General features: G+C 70.6%; 20 protein-coding genes. 9 read left to right on the top strand and 11 right to left on the bottom strand.

From position 1 onward, the window contains the following. Positions 1-93: 93 nt before the first annotated feature. Complete coding sequence (locus tag ACIGXX_RS39000) at positions 94-222, top strand: hypothetical protein (RefSeq protein WP_351164155.1); 129 nt, start codon at positions 94-96, stop codon at positions 220-222. Positions 223-236: 14 nt separating this feature from the next. After that, on the top strand, positions 237-1001 hold the full coding sequence (locus ACIGXX_RS38995; RefSeq protein ID WP_351164154.1) for a hypothetical protein: 765 nt from the start codon (positions 237-239) through the stop codon (positions 999-1001). A 54-nt stretch (positions 1002-1055) separates the two neighbouring features. Here ACIGXX_RS38995 and ACIGXX_RS38990 read toward each other — a convergent pair whose 3' ends face one another. Continuing rightward, complete coding sequence (locus ACIGXX_RS38990) at positions 1056-1697, bottom strand: HAD family hydrolase (protein WP_399983133.1); 642 nt, start codon at positions 1695-1697, stop codon at positions 1056-1058. 104 nt (positions 1698-1801) lie between these two features. Beyond that, positions 1802-2515: an SDR family oxidoreductase gene (locus tag ACIGXX_RS38985; protein WP_361474606.1), complete on the bottom strand. Its 714-nt coding sequence runs from the start codon at positions 2513-2515 to the stop codon at positions 1802-1804. Positions 2516-2675: 160 nt separating this feature from the next. Between ACIGXX_RS38985 and ACIGXX_RS38980 the strand changes: the two genes are divergently transcribed. After that, positions 2676-3005, top strand: coding sequence for a helix-turn-helix domain-containing protein (locus ACIGXX_RS38980; RefSeq protein WP_351164150.1), 330 nt, complete (start codon positions 2676-2678; stop codon positions 3003-3005). Between the two features lie 275 nt (positions 3006-3280). Continuing rightward, positions 3281-3499 (top strand): hypothetical protein, encoded by a 219-nt coding sequence (locus ACIGXX_RS38975; protein WP_351164149.1) that lies wholly within the window; start codon positions 3281-3283, stop codon positions 3497-3499. A gap of 37 nt (positions 3500-3536) precedes the next feature. On the opposite strand, the gene ACIGXX_RS38970 is transcribed toward ACIGXX_RS38975, so the two are convergent. Both ACIGXX_RS38970 and ACIGXX_RS38965 read right to left on the bottom strand, forming a co-directional pair. Continuing rightward, positions 3537-4202, bottom strand: coding sequence for a response regulator transcription factor (locus ACIGXX_RS38970; RefSeq protein ID WP_366465213.1), 666 nt, complete (start codon positions 4200-4202; stop codon positions 3537-3539). After that, the gene (locus tag ACIGXX_RS38965; protein WP_383821503.1) at positions 4199-5323 is read right to left on the bottom strand and encodes a sensor histidine kinase; all 1125 of its coding nucleotides are present in this window, start codon (positions 5321-5323) and stop codon (positions 4199-4201) included. The genes ACIGXX_RS38970 and ACIGXX_RS38965 overlap by 4 nt, the downstream gene beginning before the upstream one ends. Before the next feature lie 271 nt (positions 5324-5594). Between ACIGXX_RS38965 and ACIGXX_RS38960 the strand changes: the two genes are divergently transcribed. Further along, entirely contained in the window at positions 5595-5966 is a 372-nt protein-coding gene (locus tag ACIGXX_RS38960; RefSeq protein WP_351164144.1) for a DUF6223 family protein, read from the top strand. 255 nt (positions 5967-6221) lie between these two features. Beyond that, positions 6222-6776 (top strand): hypothetical protein, encoded by a 555-nt coding sequence (locus ACIGXX_RS38955; RefSeq protein WP_399983125.1) that lies wholly within the window; start codon positions 6222-6224, stop codon positions 6774-6776. A 286-nt stretch (positions 6777-7062) separates the two neighbouring features. On the opposite strand, the gene ACIGXX_RS38950 is transcribed toward ACIGXX_RS38955, so the two are convergent. Next, entirely contained in the window at positions 7063-7566 is a 504-nt protein-coding gene (locus tag ACIGXX_RS38950) for a hypothetical protein (RefSeq protein ID WP_351164141.1), read from the bottom strand. Between the two features lie 350 nt (positions 7567-7916). Here ACIGXX_RS38950 and ACIGXX_RS38945 point away from each other — a divergent pair, with 350 nt between their 5' ends. Further along, positions 7917-8573 (top strand): class F sortase, encoded by a 657-nt coding sequence (locus ACIGXX_RS38945; RefSeq protein ID WP_351164140.1) that lies wholly within the window; start codon positions 7917-7919, stop codon positions 8571-8573. Between the two features lie 68 nt (positions 8574-8641). On the opposite strand, the gene ACIGXX_RS38940 is transcribed toward ACIGXX_RS38945, so the two are convergent. Both ACIGXX_RS38940 and lysX read right to left on the bottom strand, forming a co-directional pair. Continuing rightward, complete coding sequence (locus ACIGXX_RS38940) at positions 8642-9487, bottom strand: polysaccharide deacetylase family protein (RefSeq protein ID WP_351164139.1); 846 nt, start codon at positions 9485-9487, stop codon at positions 8642-8644. 93 nt (positions 9488-9580) lie between these two features. Further along, positions 9581-12883, bottom strand: coding sequence for a bifunctional lysylphosphatidylglycerol synthetase/lysine--tRNA ligase LysX (gene lysX / locus ACIGXX_RS38935; protein WP_399983119.1), 3303 nt, complete (start codon positions 12881-12883; stop codon positions 9581-9583). Between the two features lie 147 nt (positions 12884-13030). Between lysX and ACIGXX_RS38930 the strand changes: the two genes are divergently transcribed. Next, positions 13031-13492: a universal stress protein gene (locus ACIGXX_RS38930; RefSeq protein WP_351164136.1), complete on the top strand. Its 462-nt coding sequence runs from the start codon at positions 13031-13033 to the stop codon at positions 13490-13492. A gap of 123 nt (positions 13493-13615) precedes the next feature. Then, positions 13616-15040 carry an amino acid permease gene (locus ACIGXX_RS38925; protein WP_351164134.1) on the top strand — a complete coding sequence of 475 codons (1425 nt, stop codon included), beginning with the start codon at positions 13616-13618 and terminating at the stop codon, positions 15038-15040. Positions 15041-15060: 20 nt separating this feature from the next. Here ACIGXX_RS38925 and ACIGXX_RS38920 read toward each other — a convergent pair whose 3' ends face one another. The 4 genes from ACIGXX_RS38920 to ACIGXX_RS38905 all read right to left on the bottom strand — a co-directional run bounded on the left by ACIGXX_RS38920 (position 15061) and on the right by ACIGXX_RS38905 (position 19989). After that, positions 15061-16692 carry an extracellular solute-binding protein gene (locus ACIGXX_RS38920; protein WP_399983114.1) on the bottom strand — a complete coding sequence of 544 codons (1632 nt, stop codon included), beginning with the start codon at positions 16690-16692 and terminating at the stop codon, positions 15061-15063. A 92-nt stretch (positions 16693-16784) separates the two neighbouring features. Next, on the bottom strand, positions 16785-17708 hold the full coding sequence (locus ACIGXX_RS38915; protein ID WP_351164132.1) for a carbohydrate ABC transporter permease: 924 nt from the start codon (positions 17706-17708) through the stop codon (positions 16785-16787). Beyond that, positions 17705-18706: an ABC transporter permease subunit gene (locus tag ACIGXX_RS38910; protein WP_351164131.1), complete on the bottom strand. Its 1002-nt coding sequence runs from the start codon at positions 18704-18706 to the stop codon at positions 17705-17707. The genes ACIGXX_RS38915 and ACIGXX_RS38910 overlap by 4 nt, the downstream gene beginning before the upstream one ends. A 152-nt stretch (positions 18707-18858) precedes the next feature. Then, positions 18859-19989: an ROK family protein gene (locus tag ACIGXX_RS38905; RefSeq protein WP_399983109.1), complete on the bottom strand. Its 1131-nt coding sequence runs from the start codon at positions 19987-19989 to the stop codon at positions 18859-18861. Between the last annotated feature and the right edge of the window lie 73 nt (positions 19990-20062).

Here is a 20062-nt window from a genome sequence, read left to right as displayed (position 1 = left end):
CCGCCACCACCCCCGAGCGCGACCCCGAGCCCGGAGCCGAAACCGAAACCGACCCCCACGCCTGCCCCCGCCCCCAAGATCTCGCCGAAGCCGGTGAGTTACCCCAAGTACCGCATCACTCCACGCAAACCGCCGCCCCGCAGCGGCCCGTCCCTGGTCTCGCTCACCCTGCTCGTCACCGCACCCGCGGTGCTCGCCGTCGCCGCCCTGCGGCCTCGCTGACCGTCGGAGGTCCCATGTCGGAATGGCTTGTTCTCACCCTCGCGATGGCCGCCGCGTGCGGCGTCGTCCTCGTCGTCACCGTTCTGCGGCACCGCAGGACGAGCCCGGACTACGACGCCTCGGAGACTCCTGACGTCATCGAGTACATGACGATGATGATCGGCGTGGTGTACGCCATCGTCCTCGGCCTGGCCATCGCCGGCGTCTGGGAGGCGCGCAGCGTCGCCCAGGACCATGTGCACGCCGAGGCCCAGGCGTTGCACGAGGTGTCCGAGCGGGCGCGGGTCTATCCGGCCGACGTCCGCGACCGCATCCGCACGGACGTGCACGCCTATGTCAGCCATGTCGTCACCACCGAGTGGGACTCCATGGCCGACCACGGTGAACTCACCGACCGCGGTGCCGAGCTCCTCACCCGCGTACGCCACGACGTCACCGACTACCAGCCCAAGTCCGACTTCGAGGCCCAGGCCTACCAGCCGCTCGTCGACGCGGTCGCGGCCGCGTCCGACGCGCGCAACCAGCGCGGCGACAGTGCCGGGGCCACCATGCCCGGCGTCGTCTGGTTCGGTCTGATCACCGGCGGTCTGGTCACCGTCGGCATGATCTTCGCCCTGCAGATCCGCCGCACGCCGCGCGAACTCATCCTCGCGGGGCTGTTCTCGGCCTTGATCGCCTTCTTGCTCTTCCTCATCTGGGACTTCGACGCCCCCTACAGCCGCGGCGTCGCGGCCACCCCGGAGCCGTTCCGCGCGCTCTTCGACAACCTCGGAAAATGAGGGAAGGGCGGCTCCACCGGCCTCAAAGGCACGGTGGAGCCGCCCTGCTGACACTCATTCAGCGATGATCGAGGCGACCTGGGTGAGGGAGTCGATCCGCCAGTCCGCGGCCTCGACCACGGCCGGGTCGTCGGCCCACCAGTGCCCCCAGGGCCCGCGCCGGATGTGCGCCGTGCGCAGCCCGGCCGCTTTCGCCGGGTAGATGTCGTTCGCGGGATGGTCGCCGACGTACAGCGTCTGCTCCGGCGCGCTCTGCGCCGCCTCGACCACCCGGGCGAAGAACGACGGATCCGGCTTCGCCACACCCCACTCGCCCGAGGTGGCCACGAGATCGGCGGGCAGATCCAGGCCGCGCAGCAGCTCGCCCACCCGATGCGTCTGGTTCCCCGCGATGACGACGCGCAGCCCCTGTTTGCGCAGCCCGCCGAGGGCGGGACGCACATCGGGGTAGAGGTCGGTCTCGGCCAGGTGCTCACCGCGCCCCGCGACCTCCCGGGCACTGTAGGCGGCGGCGACGTCTATGTCCGGGCTCAGCAGCCGCAGCGCTTCGGCATTGTCGCGGCCCCGCGTGACGACACCTCCCACGAGCGCGGAGACGGTGTGACGGGGCACGCCGAGCCAGTCGGCCCAGGACGCCCAGTAGCGGTCATCTTTGGTGAGGGTCTCCCCCACGTCGAACACGACGGTCTCAATCATCGGGCCCAGCCTATGGCGCCACCGGGCCCGACCGGCCGTGCGAGCCCGCGACCCGCAGGGAGTTCACATGTACGCCACGGTGATCGGCCTGGTCGGCGGGCCCCTCACAGGGAGCGGGCGGCGCCGCCGTCGATGCGGATGGATTCGCCGTTGACGTACGCGGCGTCGTCCGCGACCAGGAAGCGGGCGAGCTTTCCGATCTCCCGGGTGGTGGCGTAGCGGCCCGCGGGAATCCTGGCGAGGAAGTCGGGGTCCTCGGGCCAGCTGTCGACATAGCCGGGCATGAGGCTGTTCATGCGGATGCCCTTGGCCGCGTACTGGTCGGCGTACAGCTTGGTGAAGCTGGTCAGGGCCGAGCGCAGGGCGGAGTTGACCGGGATGATCCCCATCGGCTCGAAGGCCGTGTACGAGGAGAGGTTGACGAAGGCGCCCTTGCCCGCCGCCTCCATGTGCGGGGTGACGAGCCGGGCCATGCGCACGACGCTCAGGAGCAGCATGTCCAGGCCGTCGTGCCAGTCCTGGTCGGTGACCGCGAGCAGTGCGTCGTTCCTGGCGTGGCCTGCGCCGTTGACGACGGCGTCGATCCGGCCGTAGCTCCCGAGGGTGGTGTCCACCAGGCGGGCCAGGTCGTCGGGGGCGGTGAGGGAGCCCACCGTGGCGATGGCGCCGAGCTCGCGGGCGAAGTCCCCGATCGCGGGGTCGATGTCGAGGAGCGAGAGGCGATAGCCCGCTTCGGCGAGTTCGGTGGCGATACCCCGGCCTATGCCGGAACCGGCGGCGGTGACGATGGCTGTGGGGGCGGCGGGGGCGGTGCTCACGGCGGTTCTCCAGGTGCGGGAAGAGGGGCGCAGGTCCGTACGTCGGTACGTCAGTACTCGATACGTCAGTACGTCGGTACGACATTCAACGTACAGTAGGCCGATGAAACGGACAAGTGGGGCAATCGCCCTAGTACGAGATACGCCGTACAGTCGAAGCATGGCGACGTACCACCCGCACCGTGACCAGCTGCTCGTCGAGGACGTCCTGGCCGCGCTCGGCCACCCCGTCCGGCTCGGCATCCTGCGCGAGCTGGCCGCGTCCGACGGCGAGCGCACCTGCGGCAGCCTGCCCATGGAGGTCACCAAGGCGACCGCCACCTTCCACTGGCGCGTGCTGCGCGAATCGGGGATCACCCGGGAACACAAGGTGGGCCGCTACAAGGCCGTGGCCCTGCGCCGCGCCGACCTCGACGCCCGCTTCCCCGGCCTCCTCGACGCGGTACTCGCCGCCACGGCCCCCACACTCACGGACGCGACGGCCGATTGACGGGCGGTGCGGCCCCGTTGGGCCACCAGTCGGCGGTGGTTCGTCCGCCAGGCGATTCCGGGACGGGCTCGGCGCCCGACTGAGGGACGAGGCGAGGGAGTTGCCCGGGCCGGGCCGCCCGGCTGTGCGCAGGCCGGTGGGGTGCCCGCGCCGTCAGGCGGGCGCGTCTGGGAGGGGTATCGGCGCGGCGGTTACCCCGGCTCCCGGACACCGGCTTCGCACACGGGTCCGTAAACCGTGCTGCGCCGCGGCCCCGCGCGGCGCACTCTGGTGGCATGACCTGGCAGACACCCATCATCGTTCACCCGCCCGCTCCCGACGGCGGACGGCGGATCACCGTGCGCGGCCAGCCCGTCGGCGTCGCGCACGACGACCGCGACCTGGTGGAATTCCTCCGCCGCGCGGGCCTCGGCGACGCCGACATGTCCCTGGACGACCCGCACCTCGTGGAGTGGCGCGGCAGCGGGGCGCACGTGTGGGCGACGGGTTCCTGACCCGCCAGGGCGCACCCGGGGCCGCGGGCGGCCGGTCTCAGCGGCCGGGCGGGGCCACAAGGCCGGATTCGTAGGCGAAGACCACGAGTTGGGCGCGGTCGCGGGCATGGAGCTTGGCCATGGCGCGGTTGATGTGGGTCTTCGCGGTCATCGGGCTGATCACCATGCGGTCCGCGATCTGGTCGTTGGACAGCCCGTGCGCGACCAGTACGACGGCCTCGCGCTCGCGATGGGTGAGCCCTTTCAGCTCCGTGTCGCCCCGGACGGTGTGAGGCGGCTGGGCGACGTACCGGTCGATCAGCTTGCGGGTGATCGACGGTGCGAGCAGGGCGTCGCCCCGCGCCGCGACGCGGACGGCGTGCAGCAGGTCCTCCGGCACGATGTCCTTGACGAGGAACCCCGCTGCGCCGGCGCGCAGCGCGTCGAAGACGTACTCGTCGAAGCCGTAGTTGGTCAGGATGACGACGTGCACCCCGGCCAGGGCCGGGTCCGCGGCGATGAGCCGGGTCGCCTCGATGCCGTCGACGACCGGCATCTGGATGTCGACGAGGGCGATGTCGGGCAGGTGCAGCCGGGCGAGGGCCAGGCCCTCCTGACCGTCGGCGGCCTCGGCCACCACCTCGATGTCGTCCTCGATGTCCAGGAGCGCGCGGAAGCCGCTGCGCAGGAGCGGCTGGTCGTCGACCAGCAGGACGCGGATCACGACACCCGGTCCACGGGGAGTTCGGCGTGGACGCTGAAGCCGCCCTCGACGCGCGGTTCCGCGCGCAGGCTGCCGCCGAGGGCACTCACCCGTTCGCGCATCCCCAGCAGCCCGACGCCGGGCACCGGGGCGGCCTCCCGGGTGGCTCTGCCGTCGTCGTCGATCCGTATGCCCAGGGCGTGAGGGAGGTAGTCGATCCGCACCGACGCCGTGGCGGCCGACGCGTGCCTGGCGATGTTGGTGAGCGACTCCTGAACGATCCGGTAGGCGGTCCTGGCCACCGCGGTCGGCACGTCGTGCCGCTCCCCCTCGATCGTCAGGGCCGCGTCCAGGCCGTTGCCGCGCGCCCGTTCCACCAGTTCCGGTACGTCGTCGAGCCCTCGCGGCGGGGCCTTGCCGTCGTCACGCAGCGCCTCCAGGGTCGCCCGCAGCTCCCGGGTCGCCTCACGGCCCGCGTCCCGGATCGCGAGGAGGGCTTCCGGCACCTCCTCGCCGCGCTTGCGGGCCACGTGGACGGCCGCTTCCGACTGCACCTTGATGACCGAGATCTGGTGGGTGAGCGAGTCGTGCAGCTCCCGCGCGATGTGGAGCCGCTCCTCGTCGGCACGGCGCCGCGCGGTCTCCTCCCGGGTGCGCTCGGCCTCGTCCGCCCGCCGCTCGGCCTGCCGCAGCGCTTCGCCCGCTGCCCCGGCCGCGACCAGCCAGGCCACCTCCAGGGCGCCGCGGGCCTGCGCGAACGCCGCGCCCACGTCGTGCAGCGAGACCAGGGCCGCGAGCGGGAGAGCGGCCAGCATGGTCACGCTCGCCGCCACCGTGACGATGCGGTGCCCCGCCCGCATCGCGGCGTACACCGCGAACAGATACGCGACGGCGGGCACGTCGAAACCGGCCGCCTGGTATCCCACCGCGCACAGCCCGGTGACGACCAGGACGGGAACCGGAGCCCGGCGGCCCGCGGCCAGCGCCAGGCCACCGGCCGCCAGCAGCACCTGGCCGAGCACGTCGAGATCCGCGCCGCCCTGATGTGCGGACCGCCCGGCGATCAACAGCACCGCCGCCACGCAGACCGCGACCACCCGGTCTCTGACCTCGGCCCGCACGCCCCACCGTCCTGAACCCATGGGCGCACCTTAGCCAGAGGCCGGCGCGGGGGAGTCCGGCCCACGGATGACCAACCGCCTACCGCGCACGCGGTACTTCGGCGCCTCCTGCGGCATCCGCGGCAGCAGGACGCCCCGTCTGCGGCAGCACGAAGTGTCCGCGCCTGCTGGACGACCGGCACGGGAGCCGGCGGCCATGCTCGGTCCGCAGCCACACATCGACGCCATCCACACATCGACGCCATCCGCACATCCACGCGTCGGAAACGAGAGCACGGAAGAGGAGCAGGACATGAGCGCATCAGCAGCCCTGATGATGGCCGCCGCCGGGGATCTCGGCACCGGCAACGGACGGGCCGGGGCCGTCCTCGCCGCGGTGGTGGCGCTGGCCGGCGTGGCCGTCGGCGGCCTTGCCCTCGCCCGTTCCGCCGGTCGCATCAGCATCGGAGACGGACGGAGGTGGGCCATGGCGGCCATGGCGGCCATGGCGATGGGACTGATCGGCGTGGCCCTCGGAGGCCTGCATCTGGCCACCACGACCGGCGGCTTCGGCACCGGCAACGGGCGGGCCGGGGCCATCGTCGCCATAGTGGTGGGACTGGGCGGCACGGCCCTCGGCGGACTGGCGCTTGCGCGCTGCGGCCGCACCGCATCGACGGGCTGACCGCCCGCTACCGGGTCCCGGTCGTCGGACCCACGGCCCGCACCTCCCCCGCTACACGCCCCACCGCTGAATCCCCGTCATCACCCCGGCGACACCCCGCCCCGTTCCCCTGTCCGGCCCACATCGTTGCCCCGTTCGCGCGACTGCGATCGCGGGCGCGCGAGTCCCTGCCTAGCGTTTCCGGCATCGAGGTGCATATCAGGTGAAAGCGGAAGAAGGTCCGCGGCTGCTCCTCGGAGACCCGGAGGAATGATCATGCGCGCGATACGCGTCGCCTCGGCCACTCTGCTCGCCGCCACCGCCCTGACCCTCACCGCCTCCACCGCTTCCGCGGCCGTCGCGGACGACAACGACACGAACAACAACATCACCTCGTTCGGCTTCCGCGTCACCCCGTCCACGATCGCCGCGGGCGGCCAGGTCCAGCTCAGCGTGGACGGCTGCGAAGGCGACACCAAGGTGACCTCCGGCGTCTTCGACGACGCCCACATCCCCAAAGGTCAGCAATCCGTCTCCGCGATGGTCTTCCCCGACGCCAAACCCGGCGCGATGTACGAGGTGACCTTCGACTGCAAGGGCGAGACGGGGACCACGGACCTCACCATCGCCACGGGCCGCCCGACCTCACACCCCACCCACCACACCTCGCACCCGACCGCCCCCGTCCACCGAGGCGTGAAGGCCGGTGTCGGCGGCAGCCTCGGCGGACTCGACCTGCACGAGATCGCCCTGGGCGGCGCCCTCATCGTGGGCACGCTCGGCACCGCGTACTACTGGACGCGCCGCCGCACCGGCGACGGCAAGTCCTGACCCACCCGCGCACGGCGCCGCACACCGCCGCCCGGTCGCCCGCTGAGCTCAGCGGGCGACCGGGCGGCGGTGTGCGGGTGGGCACGGACCGCCCCGTGACCGGCACCGGCGCGGAAGGGGGACGCGCCGGTCGGGCAGGAGGCGGAACGGTGCACACCCGACGTACGAGCACCCGCCGTACGAGCGCCCGCATAGGAGTGCCGGCCTACGCGTGGCCGACGTGCCGGTGCCCGACGTGCGAGTGACGGGCCTGCCGGTGACGAGCCTGCCGGTATCGGGAGCGCGGTCAGATGCCGCGCCCCGCGTTCTCCGAGCGGCGGCGCATCCAGAACACCCCGCCACCGACCACGGCGGCCGCCACCAGCACCCCGCCGATCGCCATGTCGGTGCTGGTCGCACCGGTGTTGCTGCTGCCGCCCAGACCGCCGCGGACACCACCGTGGATGACGGTGAACGCGTTGGGCTTGGTGAGGGGCGCGCTCGTGCCGCAGTGGACGGTGATGCTGTGCGCCCCCGGGCTGGCGTGATGGTGGATCGTGGGGTTCGCGCTCGCCGTACCGGCGCCCATGGACTTCAGGTTGGTGTCGGGGAACGCGTCCGACGTGATCTTGCTGCCGTGGGCCGAGCAGGCCGAGCCGTCGACCGTGACCGTCAGCTGCCCCCCTCGGGGAATCACGCTCGGCATGGCGACGATGTTGGACGGATCGGCCCAGGCCGATGCCGTCGGGGCGGCGAGGCCGACGACGGCACCCGCGGTGACTGCGACCGCGAGGGCACGAGTGGTGCGCATACGAGAAGTACGCATGTGAATCCTCCGCGGAAGACGCCCCGGGGTAACCGTCCCCGGTCGATCGGCGAGAGCGCCTCCCAAACAGACCCTCAGATGCCCTGCACAGACCCGCATTTCGGCGATCGGCCGTCCTGGTGAGGCGACACGCCGAAGCGCGGACGTACAAGCCGATATTGCCGCAGGTCACGGACCGTCAGAAATTTCCTGCCGTCCTCGACTCGGATGGCGCATGCCCGGTATGGGCGCCACCCGTTCGCTCCCGCTCTGTCGCCCGCCGCGTGCGCCGCGTTTAGCGTTCTTGTACGCGCAACGGACGCGGTTCGAATGCCGCGTTGAGAGGGGATCTGAGAATGCCTTCGTCCCAACCGGCCGATGAGGAGGAACAGCAGAAGAAGCGCGCGCCGTGGGGCGCGATGGCGCTTGTTCTGCTGACCGGCCTCGCGCTGATCCGGAATGGCTCAGGGGAATTCGATGTGGGTCCGCCCCAGCCGGCGTCGGCCGCCGCCGCGGACCAGGCGCCCGACGAGGCGGGGCAGGGCGTCGCGCCGCTGACGTACTCCCCCGCCCAGCGCGTGGGGATCAAGGGCATCCGGGTGGACGCGCCGGTCATGCCCGTCGGGCTCGACGCGGAGGGCTGGGTGGACGCGCCGCCGGCGCAGGACCCGAACCTCGCCGGCTGGTTCACCGGAGCCGTCTCGCCGGGCCAGAAGGGCACGTCCGTGATCGTCGGCCATGTGGACAACGAGCAGGGGCCCGCCGTCTTCTACGGCCTGGGCTCGCTGAAGAAGGGAAACAAGGTCGAGGTCCTGCGCAGGGACCGGCAGACCGCGGTCTTCGAGATCTACGGCATTGAAGTGTTCGAGAAGGACAATTTCCCGGGAAGCCGCGTCTACAGCGACAAGGGCGCTGCGGAACTCCGCGTCATCACCTGCGGCGGCGGATTCTCCAAGCAGGCCGGATACGACGGGAACGTCGTCGTTTTCGCCCGCCTGGTGGACGTGCGCTGACGACGAAGACGTCGGCGGAACACGGCACCGGGCGGGCGAAATACCCTCCCTGCATTCCGGCTACATCGCTAGATTCCGAAGCGGCTCGGCACGGTGATGCGGTAACCCGAGTCGATGAGCTCGGGCAGATATGTCCGCAGGGCTTCCACGCTCTGGGTGCGGTCGCCGCCCGCGTCGTGCGAGAGCACGACGACTCCGGGTGCCGCGCCGGCCCGTACCCGCCGGATGATCGTGCGGGTGCCCGGCTCGGTCCAGTCCAGGGTGTCCACGGTCCAGGCGAGCGGCTCCATGCCCAGGTCGGCGCCCAGCTGGAAGGCGTTGCGGTTCCAGGCCCCGTAGGGGGCGCGGAACCAGGCGGGAGGTTCGCCCACGGCCTCCTCGACCACCTCGCAGGTGCGCTCGATCTCCTCGCGCATCGCGCTCCGGCTCATCTTCGGAAGCAGCGGGTGCGTCCAGGTGTGATTGCCGATCACATGCCCGTCGTCGACCATCTCGCGCAGCAGGTCCTTGTTGTCGACGGCCATCTCGCCGCAGACGAAGAACATCGCACGCACGTCGTACCGGCGCAGGGTGCGCAGGATGCCCGGCGTGTAGCGGGGGTCGGGTCCGTCGTCGAAGGTCAGCACCATGCTGCGGCCCTGTCCGTCCATGCGCAGGATCGGCGCCTTGCGGACGCGCGGCACGACGCGCGCGGCACGCGGCGGGCCGTTGCCCGCCATGGGCTGCAGGCGGTACGCGGAGGGCTTGAGGGCGCGTGCGGCGGGCGGGCCACCGGCCGCGGCGCCGCTGGGGGCCGTGGGACCTGGCGTGCTCGGCCGCTCCGTACCCGCGCAGCCGGCGGTCGCGGCCAGACCGAAGACAGCGGCGCCGCGCAGGAGTGCGCGACGCCCTGGAGTCATCTGATCCTTTTTCATGACTAATCAGTCACATGGCGGAAGGCCGACGCGGACCACCAACACCACGGCGGGCCGCGAAAGCACCCGATGGGACCAGCAGGAGCGAGGGGGTCAGCGGCGGCGCACCAGCGGGAAGGGCAGCGTCTCCCGGATCGTCAGGCCGGTGAGGAACATGACGAGCCGGTCGACGCCGATGCCGAGCCCGCCGGTGGGCGGCATCGCGTACTCCAGGGCGTCGAGGAAGTCCTCGTCCAGTTCCATGGCCTCCGGGTCTCCCCCGGCGGCGAGCAGCGACTGCGCGGTGAGGCGGCGGCGCTGCTCGACGGGGTCGGTCAACTCCGAGTAGGCGGTGCCCAGTTCGGTGCCGAAGGCGACCAGGTCCCAGCGTTCGGCGAGGCGCGGGTCGGTGCGGTGCTGGCGGGTCAGCGGGGAGACGTCGGTCGGGAAGTCCTTGTAGAAGGTGGGCAGCGTCGTCTTCTCCTCGACGAGGCGCTCGTACATCTCCAGTACGACGTCACCGCGGCCGTCGTCCGCCTGGTACGGGACGTGGGCGCGGTCGCAGAGGCGGTGCAGCCCCGGCAGCGGGGTGTCCGCGTCGACCTCTTCGCCCAGCGCCTCGGAGATCGCGCCGTAGACCGTCTTGACCGGCCAGGGCCCGGAGATGTCGTGCTCGGTGAGCCGCCCGTCCTCGTCGGCCTTGCGGGCGACGGGTGCGCCGAAGGCGGCGGTGGCGGCGCCCTGGATGAGTTCGCGGGTGAGGTCGAGCATCACGTCGTAGTCGGCGAACGCCTGGTAGGCCTCCAGCATCGTGAACTCGGGGTTGTGTTTGTAGCTCACCCCTTCGTTGCGGAAGGTGCGGCCCATCTCGAAGACCTTCTCCATGCCGCCGACGCAGAGCCGCTTCAGATACAGCTCGGGCGCGATGCGCAGATACAGGTCGAGGTCGTAGGCGTTGATGTGGGTGGTGAAGGGGCGGGCGTTGGCGCCGCCGTGGATCTGCTGGAGCATCGGGGTCTCGACCTCGAGATAGCCGCGGTCCAACAGGCCCTGGCGCAGTGCCTGTACGGCGGTGGAGCGGGCCCGGACGACGTCGCGGGCGCCGGGGCTCACGACCAGGTCGAGGTAGCGGCGCCGGACCTTGGCCTCGGGGTCGGCCAGACCGCGGTGCTTGTCGGGCAGCGGGCGCAGGCACTTGCCGGTGAGCTGCCAGCCGGTGACGAAGACGGTGAGTTCGCCCTTGTCGCTGGCGCCGACCGTGCCGGTGGCGGTGATGTGGTCGCCGATGTCGGTGCCGGAGGTGAAGCGGCCCAGGACGCCCGGCCCCGACCGGTCACGGGTCAGGGCGAGTTGACGGTCGCCGGACCAGTCGCGCAGGACGGCGAAGACGACCCCGCCGAAGTCGCGTACGAGCATGACGCGGCCCGCGACCGTGACCTGCTCGCCCGTCAGGGCGGGCGTCACGTCGGCGAGGGTGTGGGTGCGCGGCGCCGGGCCCACGGGGTAGGGATCGACGCCGTCGGCGCGCAGCCGGTCGAGCTTGCGGTGGCGGATGCGGACCTGGTCGGGCAGCGCGGCCAGCGGGTCGGCGTCCGCGGCGCCCTCTTGTCCCGCGAGGCCGAGGGCGGAGATCGGCGGGAGGCCCGCCGTGCTCGTGGGCTTGGTGACGCCCCTGGGCTTGTGGCCCTTGCCCCAGAGCGTGCGCAGCGAGGGCACGGAGACGAAGCCCTCCGCGATGCCCGAGGCGAGGCTGATGCGGGCGAGGGCTCCGGCGTCGCCGTAACAGATGAAGCGGGGGTACCACTCGGGGTGGTACTTGGCGTTGGAGCGGTAGAGCGCTTCGAGCTGCCACCACTTGGAGAAGAAGAGCAGCAGCTTGCGCCACAGCCGCAGGACGGGTCCGGCGCCGATGCGGGCGCCCTCCTCGAAGACCGAGCGGAACACGGCGAAGTTCAGGGAGATGCGGCGCACCCCGGACTTGCCCGCGCCCGCGCAGAGTTCGGCGACCATGAACTCCATCACGCCGTTGGGCGCGGTCGCCCGGTCGCGGCGCATCAGGTCGAGCGAGATGCCGTCCTTGCCCCAGGGGACGAGCGAGAGCAGGGCGATGAGCCGGCCGTCGGCGTCCAGGGCCTCCACGAGCAGGCAGTCGCCGTCCTCGGGGTCGCCGAGCCGGTCGAGCGCCATGGAGAAGCCGCGCTCGGTCTCGGTGTCCCGCCAGGCGTCCGCCTTGTCGATGATCTCCTCCATCTCCTCGTCGGTGAGGGTGGAGTGGCGGCGGATGCGGGTGGTGGCGCCGGTGCGGCGGACGCGGTTCACCGCCTGCCGCGTGACGCGCATGTCGCGGCCGTCCAGGTCGAAGTCCGCGACGTGCAGGATCGCCTCGTCGCCGAGCTGGAGGGCGCCGAGCCCGGAGCGTGCGTACGCGGTGGCGCCCTCCTCGGAGGCGCCCATCACCGCGGGCGCCCAGGCGTACTGCCGGGCCACGTCCAGCCAGGCGCCGATCGCGTGCGGCCAGGCCTCGCGGTCGCCGACGGGGTCGCCGCTGGCCAGGCAGACGCCCGCCTCGACGCGGTAGGTGACGGCGGCCTTGCCGCTGGGCGAGAAGACGACGGCCTTGTCGCGCCGGGTGGCGAAGTAGCCGAGCGAGTCCTGGGCTCCGTAGGTGCCAAGGAGCGCACGGATGCGGGGTTCCTCGTCGCCGTGCAGGGCGGCTTCCATGCGCTGGGAGCGGAAGAGCGCCGCGGCGGCGTTCAGGAGGGCGAGGGCGCCGAAGAGGCCGAGCCAGAAGTGCAGGGCGCGCGGGGGCCTGCCGTCGAAGTAGTCGTGGCCGGTGAAGAGCCCGCCGCAGACCCGGTTCGCCGCCCACGGCAGGGCCTCGCCGCGCGGCAACGTACCCGGGAAGAGCGCGACGAGCCCCCAGCCGACCAGGATCGCCACGGCGAGGCCCGCGACGAGCACGAGGACGGCCCGCCGGACGGCGCCCCTGCGGGAGTCCGCGGAGAACTCCCTGCGGGCCAGGACCAGCAGGACGAAGGCGATGCCGCAGACGATGAGCGAGGGCAGCGAGTCCGCCCAGTAGCCGAGGGCGATGCCGAGCACGTCGAAGGCGAGGAGGAGGCCCAGGTAGACGATGACGAGCCACCAGGCGACCTTCTTGCGGGCCGCCGTCGCCGCCGCGAGGAGGAAGAGGAAGACGGCGTACGCGAGGTTGGGGCTCACCGGGACCGTGAGGAGGTCCAGGACGCGGACCACCGGGCGCAGGAGGTGGCGCAGCGGGCCGATGACCGCGAGGATCGCGCAGAAGAGGCCCAGGGTGCCGAAGAAGGTGGCGAAGCCTTCCGGCACGTGTCTCAGGAAGCGGTCTCTCGCACCCCGCTGCGGCGCTGGCCCCTGGCTCTGCACGCTGGTGCTCATGGACCGACCCTAGGAAGGCCTCGGCCTGCCCGCTCGTCGAGGCCTGGTCCCGCCTCGGATCTCGGCGCCCGGCGGCCGGGCCTCGTGCCCCTCACGGAACGCCTGCCCTCGACGAGGGCTGCCGACCGCCTCCGATAGCCTCTCGGCGTGACTGAAGACCACTCCCACCAGTTCGAACGCGGTACCGACGGGCCGAAGGTGATCGTCGTCGGTGTCGACGGTTCGGACTCCTCGCTCCGGGCCGCGGCATATGCCGGGGGTCTGGCGCGGCGGCAGCACGCGCTGCTCGCCGTCGTCTACGTCCAGCCGGTGATGGCCGCGGGCGCCGCCCTCGGCGCCCCGGTGGCCGAGACGACCGACGAGATCGCGGAGGGGCTGATCACCGAGATCAGGGAGGCGGCCGAGCGGGTGAAGGACATATTCGACGTGCGCTGGGAGTTCCACACCTTCCGCGGCGACCCCTTCAGCGGTCTGGTCACCGCCGCGGACGACCTCAAGGCCGACGCCGTGGTCGTCGGCGCCTCCGAGCAGGCGGGCCACCGTATCGTCGGCTCGGTCGCGGTACGCCTGGTCAAGGCGGGCCGCTGGCCCGTCACCGTGGTGCCGTAACCCGCACCCGCCAGAGTGCTGAACCCTCACCGGTGCGAGGGGTGTGGCGTCTTCCGTCATGCGCATGCCTGCGCCATCATGATCCGCCATCAGCCGACTGCCGTCTGCGAAAAGGTGGAGCTCATGGCGGGACTCCGGATGGGACAGGGCGTCATGCGCCGCAAGCCCATCGAAAGCATCGATGAGACCGAAGGCGCGGAGGGCGGCGGACTCGCCCGCTCGCTCGGCCTCTGGCAGCTCACCGCGATCGGCGTCGGCGGCATCATCGGCGCCGGTATCTTCACCCTCGCCGGGACGGTGGCCAACGGCACGGCCGGGCCCGCCGTCCTCATCTCCTTCCTCATCGCCGGTGTCGCGAGCGCCGCCGCGGCCTTCTCGTACGCCGAGTTCGCGGGCCTGATCCCGAAGGCCGGATCGGCGTACACGTACGGCTATGTCGTGCTCGGCGAACTCACCGGCTGGTTCATCGGCTGGGACCTGCTGCTCGAGTACACGGCGATCGTGGCGGTGGTCGCGATCGGCATCTCGGGCTACTTCAACTTCCTCCTCAACGACATGGGCGCCCAGCTGCCCACCTGGATGCTGGGGGCGCCCGGCACCGGGGACGGCCACAAGGTCGACCTGTTCGCCGCCGTGCTCTGCCTGCTCATCGCCTATCTGCTGACCCTGGGCATCAAGAACGCGGCGCGCTTCGAGATGATCGTGGTCGTGCTGAAGGTCATCGTCGTGCTCGTGGTGATCGCGGTCGGGTTCTTCCACATCAACACCGGCAACTACGAGCCGTTCTTCCCCTTCGGCGTCAGCGGGGCGTTCACGGGCGCGGCCACGGTCTTCTTCGCCGTGTTCGGTTACGACGCCATGAGCACGGCGGCCGAGGAGTCCAAGGACGCGCAGCGCCACATGCCGAAGGCGATCCTCTACTCGCTGGCGATCTCGATGGTCCTGTACGTCCTGGCCTGCCTGGTCCTGACGGGCATGCAGAACTACAAGGACATCGACCCGGAGAGCGGATTCTCCACCGCGTTCAAGTCGGTGGGACTCGGCGGTCTCGCCGACGTCATCGCGGTCGGCGCGATCATCGGCATCCTCACCGTGATGTTCACCTTCATGCTCGGCGTCACCCGCGTGTGGTTCAGCATGTCGCGCGACGGGCTGCTGCCGAAGTGGTTCGCCAAGACCCACCCGACCCGGCACGTGCCGACGCGCGTGACGTGGATCGTCGGGTTCGCGTCGGCCGCCATCGCCGGGTTCCTGCCGATCGGCGAGGCGGCCGAACTGACCAACATCGGAATCCTGTTGGCGTTCATCGTGGTCTGCATCGCAGTGATCGTGCTGCGCTACAAGCAGCCCGATCTGCCGCGCACGTTCCGCTGCCCCGGGATGCCGGTCGTCCCCGCCATCGGGGTCGTCTTCTCCATCTGGCTGATCACGTTCCTCCAGTGGCAGACGTGGGTGCGGTTCGCGGTGTGGTTCGCGGTCGGCCTGGTCATCTACTTCGCGTACTCGTACCGGAAGTCGGAGCTGGCCAAGGCCGACCGCGCGCCGTAGCGGGGCGGGTCAGGAGCTCGTCAGGAGCTCTGCTCGATGGACTTCTGGTACTCCCGCGCCATCTGCTCCAAGCCCTTGTCCCGCCACTGGGCCCAGAACGGCTTCCACTCGCTCAGCTTCTTGCGGCCGCCCACGATGTCGTTGACGAGGTCCTTGGCCTCGGTGGACATGCGGCCGTAGTGCTGGGTGTACGCGTCCGAGTAGTGGCCGACCGCCGGGTTCTGCACGGCGGTCTCGATGAGCTTCTGCTCGGCGGCGTAGACGTCCTTGACGTCCCGGGCGCGTTCGGAGCCCGGGAAGGTCGACGCGACGAGGGCGAAGGGCGAGGTGGTGGCCGTGGTCAGGCCGCTGAAGAGGCCTTCGACCTGCTTCTTGCCCGTCGTCGAGCGCTCCGGGAAGCCGTTCTTGTCGTAGCTGAAGTCCGCACCCTCCGTGCCGAATTCGAGGAACTCGCGCTCTTTGGTGCCGAACGGCGCCGCCAGGTAGTCGAGCACGCCGAGCAGCATGCGCACGCGCTTCTCGTCGCCCTTCTTGACGGCCGTGTAGCCGATCGTGCCGAGGTGGTAGTGGTGCTTGGGCTTGTTGCCGCCGGCGCCGAACGGGATCAGGATCTCGGTGGCGAGGCCGGGGTCCTGGACGCGGATGTCCTTGCGCGCGTTGAACGGGTTGGCGAAGACGACCGCGCCGATCGAACCCTGGGCCAGCTTGGTGTTCGCGTCGGCCATGTTGGGGTTGCCGGGGTAGAAGACCCCGGCCTTCTTCAGCTTGAGGACGAAGTTCAGCGCTTCGGTGTACTCGTCGGTCTCCTGCCACCAGGTGAGCGAACCGTCCTTGTTCCGGCGCCACTTGTTGGGTGCGCCGAAACACTGGCTCAGCACGCCGGCCGCGTTGACGTAGATCGGCTCCAGGGCCCAGACCTTGCCGCCCGTGACCTCCTTGCACTTGGCGAGGAACTCCTCGGGGCTGCTCGCCGAGAGGCCCTCCGCCTTCTCCCACACCTTCGGGTTTCCGCCGTAGACCTGGCCCACGGCCGGATACGGGCTGGGAGCGCCCCAGATCTTTCCGTTGACGACCGCCGTCTTCCAGTGCGCGGGGGTCATCGCGGCGAGGTTCGGATAGTCCTTCACCGCGTCGCCCGACACGTACTCGGTGATGTCGGCGCACTTGGCTTCCAGGAGTTCGGCGATGTGCTGGATGCCCTGGTTCGGCGGTATCCACATCAGGTCGGGCAGGTCGCCGCCCGCGACGACGGCGGAGAACTTCTCCTCGTAGCCGGGGTCGGTGCCCAAGATCGCCTCCAGCTCGACACCGAGCTCCTTGTTCACCTTCTTCCAGTGCGCGTTGGAGCCCGCCGGGGCCGGCGGCTGCGTCCAGATCTCGGTCAGCATCGTGATCTTCGATCCGTCGCCCGGGGGCTTGGGGACGCTGCGCACCAGCTTCTCGGGATACGAGAGGAACCCGGCCGAGAGGCCCTTCGCGTTCGGCGGCAGGTCGGGCTTGACCTTGCCGAAGGGAACGTACGAAGGCAGCTTCACCTTCGACGATGCCGCCTCGCCCGTCTTCTTCGCGCCCGAGCCGCAGCCCGTCAGGGAGGTGGCGGCCGCGCCCGCCGCGACGGCCGTGGAGAGGCTGAGGAAGGTGCGTCGGGACATGCCTGTCATGGGAATCTCCGCGAAAGGTGTCAGGGGGCAGGGGTGTCGGGGGAAGGGAGTGGCAGGAGAAGGGGGTGTGAGGGGACGGACGTTCAGCCCTTGATGGCGCCGGTGAGCACGCCCTTGGTGAAGTACTTCTGCAGGAACGGGAAGAGCAGCAGGATCGGGATGAGCGCGATCATGACGACGGCCATGGAGATCGACTGCTGGGGCGGCATGTGGCTGACGCCGAGCTGGTCGCCCGAGATGGACTTGCCCTGCACCACATAGGTCCGCAGGACCAGCTGGATGGGCCACTTGCCCGAGTCGTTCAGATAGAGCATCGCGTTGAAGAAGGCGTTCCAGTACGTCACGGCGTAGAAGAGGCCGACGACGGCGACGACGCCTTTGGAGAGCGGGAGCACGATGCGGGTCAGGATGCGCCAGTCGCCCGCGCCGTCGATCCGCGCCGCCTGGTACAGCTCCTCGGGGATGTTCATGAAGAACGCCCGCAGGACGACGAGATTGAAGGCGTTGATCATGACGGGCAGGATCAGCGACCAGTAGGAGTCCAGGAGTCCGAGCTCCTTGACCACCACGTACATCGGCACCATGCCCGGCACGAAGAGCAGCGTGAAGAGCACCGCCAGGAGGATCGGCTTGCTGCCGGGGACGCCGCGCTTGCTGAGGCCGTAGGCGAGCGCGATCGTCGTCAGGAGCGAGAGGGCGGTGCCGACGAGGGTGATCAGGACGCTGACGACGACGGCGCGGGAGACGATGCCGCCGGAGAGGATCGTGCGGTACGCCTCCAGGGTCGGGTCCGTGGGGAAGAGGACGAAGCCGCCCGCCTCGGTGATCTCCTCGCGGGAGGCCAGGCTCGTGGAGAGGACCGTGAGGAACGGCAGGATCATCACGGCGCAGATGACGGTGATGACGACGGCCTTGGCGGTCGAACCGATCTTCGACGGGGGCTCTTCCCAGGCGGGCCGCTCCTCGCGGGTCCGCGGGGTGCGCAAGGGGAATCCGAAGCTGCTCATTTGCTGTACACCCCGTGCTCTCCGAAGGCGTGGGCGACCTTGTTGGCGCCGTAGATCATCAAGGCTCCGATGACGCCCTTGACCAGGCCCGCGGCGGCGCCGACGCCCCAGTCGCCGTAGACGACGCCGTGGTAGTAGATGTACGTGTCGAGGACTTCCGAGGCGCGGGCGCCGACCGCATCGCGCTGGAGCAGGAACTGCTCGAAGCCGACGGACAGCACGTCGCCGAGGCGCAGCACGAGCAGCATGATCGTGACGCCGCGTACGGCGGGCAGGGTGACGTGCCACATGCGTCGCCAGCGTCCCGCTCCGTCCACGGCCGCCGACTCGTACAGGCTCTGGTCGACGCTCGCGAGCGCCGCCAGGTAAATGATCATTCCCCAGCCGATGTCCTTCCAGATCACCTGGCCGGTGATGAGGAGGGAGAAGGTGTCGGGGTCGGTCATCACGTCCAGGGCGGACATGCCGTGATCGCGCAGATAGTTGCTGAACAGGCCCGCGCCGCCGAGTACTTGCTGGAACAGCGCGACGACCAGGACCCAGGAGATGAAGTGCGGCAGATAGACGACGCTCTGCACGAACTTCTTGATGCGCGGGCTGACCAGGCTGTTGATGAGCAGGGCCAGGGCCAGCGGCGCCGGGAAGAAGAAGATCAGCTGCAGCGCGGCGAACGCCAGGGTGTTGCGGACCGCCTCCCAGAACGCCGGGTCGGCGAAGAGCTCCTGGAAGTTGGCCAGGCCCACCAGGGGGCTGTCCTTGAAGCCGATGAAGGGCTGGTAGTCCTGGAAGGCGATGACGTTGCCGAGCATCGGCACGTAGAAGAAGAACAGGAAGAACAGCAGGCCGGGGGCCATGAGGGCGAGCATCACCCAGTTGTTGCGCAGTCGGACCAGGAGCGGGGCGCGGCGGTGGCGCGGCGGGCCCGGGGACTTCGGATCCGATCCGGGTGGTGGCGGCGACGCGGCGCGTGGCCTGCGTTGCGTTGCTGGGGATGTCACACGTACTCCCTGGCCTGGCGGCACGACGGAACAGAAAAGTGGCAGCCGACAGCCGGGACGGCCGTCGAGAGCCGGCCAATTAAGAAGCCAACTTGCCGAAAGAGAGCCACATCATCGAAGCGTGGCTCCCGCCCGTCAACCACCTTCGGGTCCTAGAGAGTTGGACTTTTCTGCGCGGCGTGATCGATGTGTTCCAGTGCGAGGCGAGCTGCCCCGATTGCGGTGGATTCCTCGCCGAGTAGGGAGGTTTGGACCGTCGGCCGGTAGGGGCAGAGCGCGCCGAGCCGCTCCGCGAACGGCTCGCTGAGCAGGGCGCCCGCACGGGAGATGCCGCCGCCGAGCACCACGGACTGCGGGTCGAGTACGGCGACGTGGCGGGCCAGGCTGTCCGCGAGCGCCTCGGCGAAGGCGCGCAGGGTGTACTTGGCGCCGCCGTCCCCCGCTGCGGCGGCGGTCACCACCGCGCGTGCGGCGTTCTCGCGGGTGGGCCTGTCCGCGCCCTGGTGTCCCGCGAACCAGTCGAGGAGCCGCTGGTAGCACCGCTCCCAGCCGTCTCCGGCGACCATCTCCCCCGCCGCGCCGCGGTGTCCGCGGTACAGCTCGCCGCGGAGCCACAGGCCGATGCCGAGCCGGTTGCCGACGTACAGGTACACGCAGTCGCCGGTGCCCACCGACACTCCCCCGGTGCACTCGGCGAGGGTCGCGAGCTGGATGTCGTTGCCTACGACGACGGGTCCATGGACCGGGTCGGCGAGTTCGCGGGTGAGGTCGAGGCCGGTCCACTGGGGCAGTGAGTCGCTCTCCACCACCCGGCCGGCGGCGTCCACCATGCCGCTGGTGCCGACGCCGGTCGCCAGCGGGTGCACGTTCGCCGCGGCGGGCTTGCCCAGGCAGCCCGCGATCGCCTCGCGGACAGCGTCCAGGCGCCGGTCGGCGGGGAGTTCGGGCGTGACGGCGACACGCTGGGTGGCCACGGTGCGGCCGAGCAGGTCGGCGGCGTGCACCAGGATCTTGTGCGCGCCGATGTCCACGCCCAGGACGTGCGCGGCCTCGGCCCGGAAGCGGAACCTGCGGGCGGGCCTGCCCACGCTCCCGCTGCCCGGCGTCAGCTCCACCAGGCGGCCCTCGCGCAGGAGCTGGGCCGTGAGGTCCTGTGCCGTGGGCCTCGACACACCGATGAGGGTGGCCAGTTCGGGCACGGTGATCTCGTCACGCTCGCGCAGCACGCGCAGGGCCGCGGCCGCGTTCAGGCGGCGCAGCAGCGACGGGTCCCCACTCTTCACGGCGTCCCCCTTGACAGCGCGATCGGTTGATCTCCAGGGTGACCCGGAGCGATTGAGAAACTTACCTAATAAA

The sequence above is a fragment of the Streptomyces sp. NPDC055243 genome (assembly GCF_044544025.1).
GTDB lineage: Bacteria > Actinomycetota > Actinomycetes > Streptomycetales > Streptomycetaceae > Streptomyces.
The sequence above is the reverse complement of the archived record's forward strand: the minus strand, read 5'-3'. Positions and strand labels throughout refer to the sequence as shown.

Excerpts from the sequence above, each read along its gene's own strand:
- ACIGXX_RS38990 (WP_399983133.1), bottom strand. The coding sequence starts at position 1,697 with ATGATTGAGACCGTCGTGTTCGACGTGGGGGAGACCCTCACCAAAGAT.
- ACIGXX_RS38945 (WP_351164140.1), top strand. The coding sequence starts at position 7,917 with ATGCCTTCGTCCCAACCGGCCGATGAGGAGGAACAGCAGAAGAAGCGC.
- ACIGXX_RS38940 (WP_351164139.1), bottom strand. The coding sequence starts at position 9,487 with ATGAAAAAGGATCAGATGACTCCAGGGCGTCGCGCACTCCTGCGCGGC.
- ACIGXX_RS38960 (WP_351164144.1), top strand. The coding sequence starts at position 5,595 with ATGAGCGCATCAGCAGCCCTGATGATGGCCGCCGCCGGGGATCTCGGC.
- ACIGXX_RS38965 (WP_383821503.1), bottom strand. The coding sequence starts at position 5,323 with ATGGGTTCAGGACGGTGGGGCGTGCGGGCCGAGGTCAGAGACCGGGTG.
- ACIGXX_RS38920 (WP_399983114.1), bottom strand. The coding sequence starts at position 16,692 with ATGTCCCGACGCACCTTCCTCAGCCTCTCCACGGCCGTCGCGGCGGGC.
- ACIGXX_RS38980 (WP_351164150.1), top strand. The coding sequence starts at position 2,676 with ATGGCGACGTACCACCCGCACCGTGACCAGCTGCTCGTCGAGGACGTC.
- ACIGXX_RS38950 (WP_351164141.1), bottom strand. The coding sequence starts at position 7,566 with ATGCGCACCACTCGTGCCCTCGCGGTCGCAGTCACCGCGGGTGCCGTC.
- ACIGXX_RS38955 (WP_399983125.1), top strand. The coding sequence starts at position 6,222 with ATGCGCGCGATACGCGTCGCCTCGGCCACTCTGCTCGCCGCCACCGCC.
- ACIGXX_RS38995 (WP_351164154.1), top strand. The coding sequence starts at position 237 with ATGTCGGAATGGCTTGTTCTCACCCTCGCGATGGCCGCCGCGTGCGGC.
- ACIGXX_RS38925 (WP_351164134.1), top strand. The coding sequence starts at position 13,616 with ATGGCGGGACTCCGGATGGGACAGGGCGTCATGCGCCGCAAGCCCATC.
- ACIGXX_RS38975 (WP_351164149.1), top strand. The coding sequence starts at position 3,281 with ATGACCTGGCAGACACCCATCATCGTTCACCCGCCCGCTCCCGACGGC.
- ACIGXX_RS38915 (WP_351164132.1), bottom strand. The coding sequence starts at position 17,708 with ATGAGCAGCTTCGGATTCCCCTTGCGCACCCCGCGGACCCGCGAGGAG.
- lysX (WP_399983119.1), bottom strand. The coding sequence starts at position 12,883 with ATGAGCACCAGCGTGCAGAGCCAGGGGCCAGCGCCGCAGCGGGGTGCG.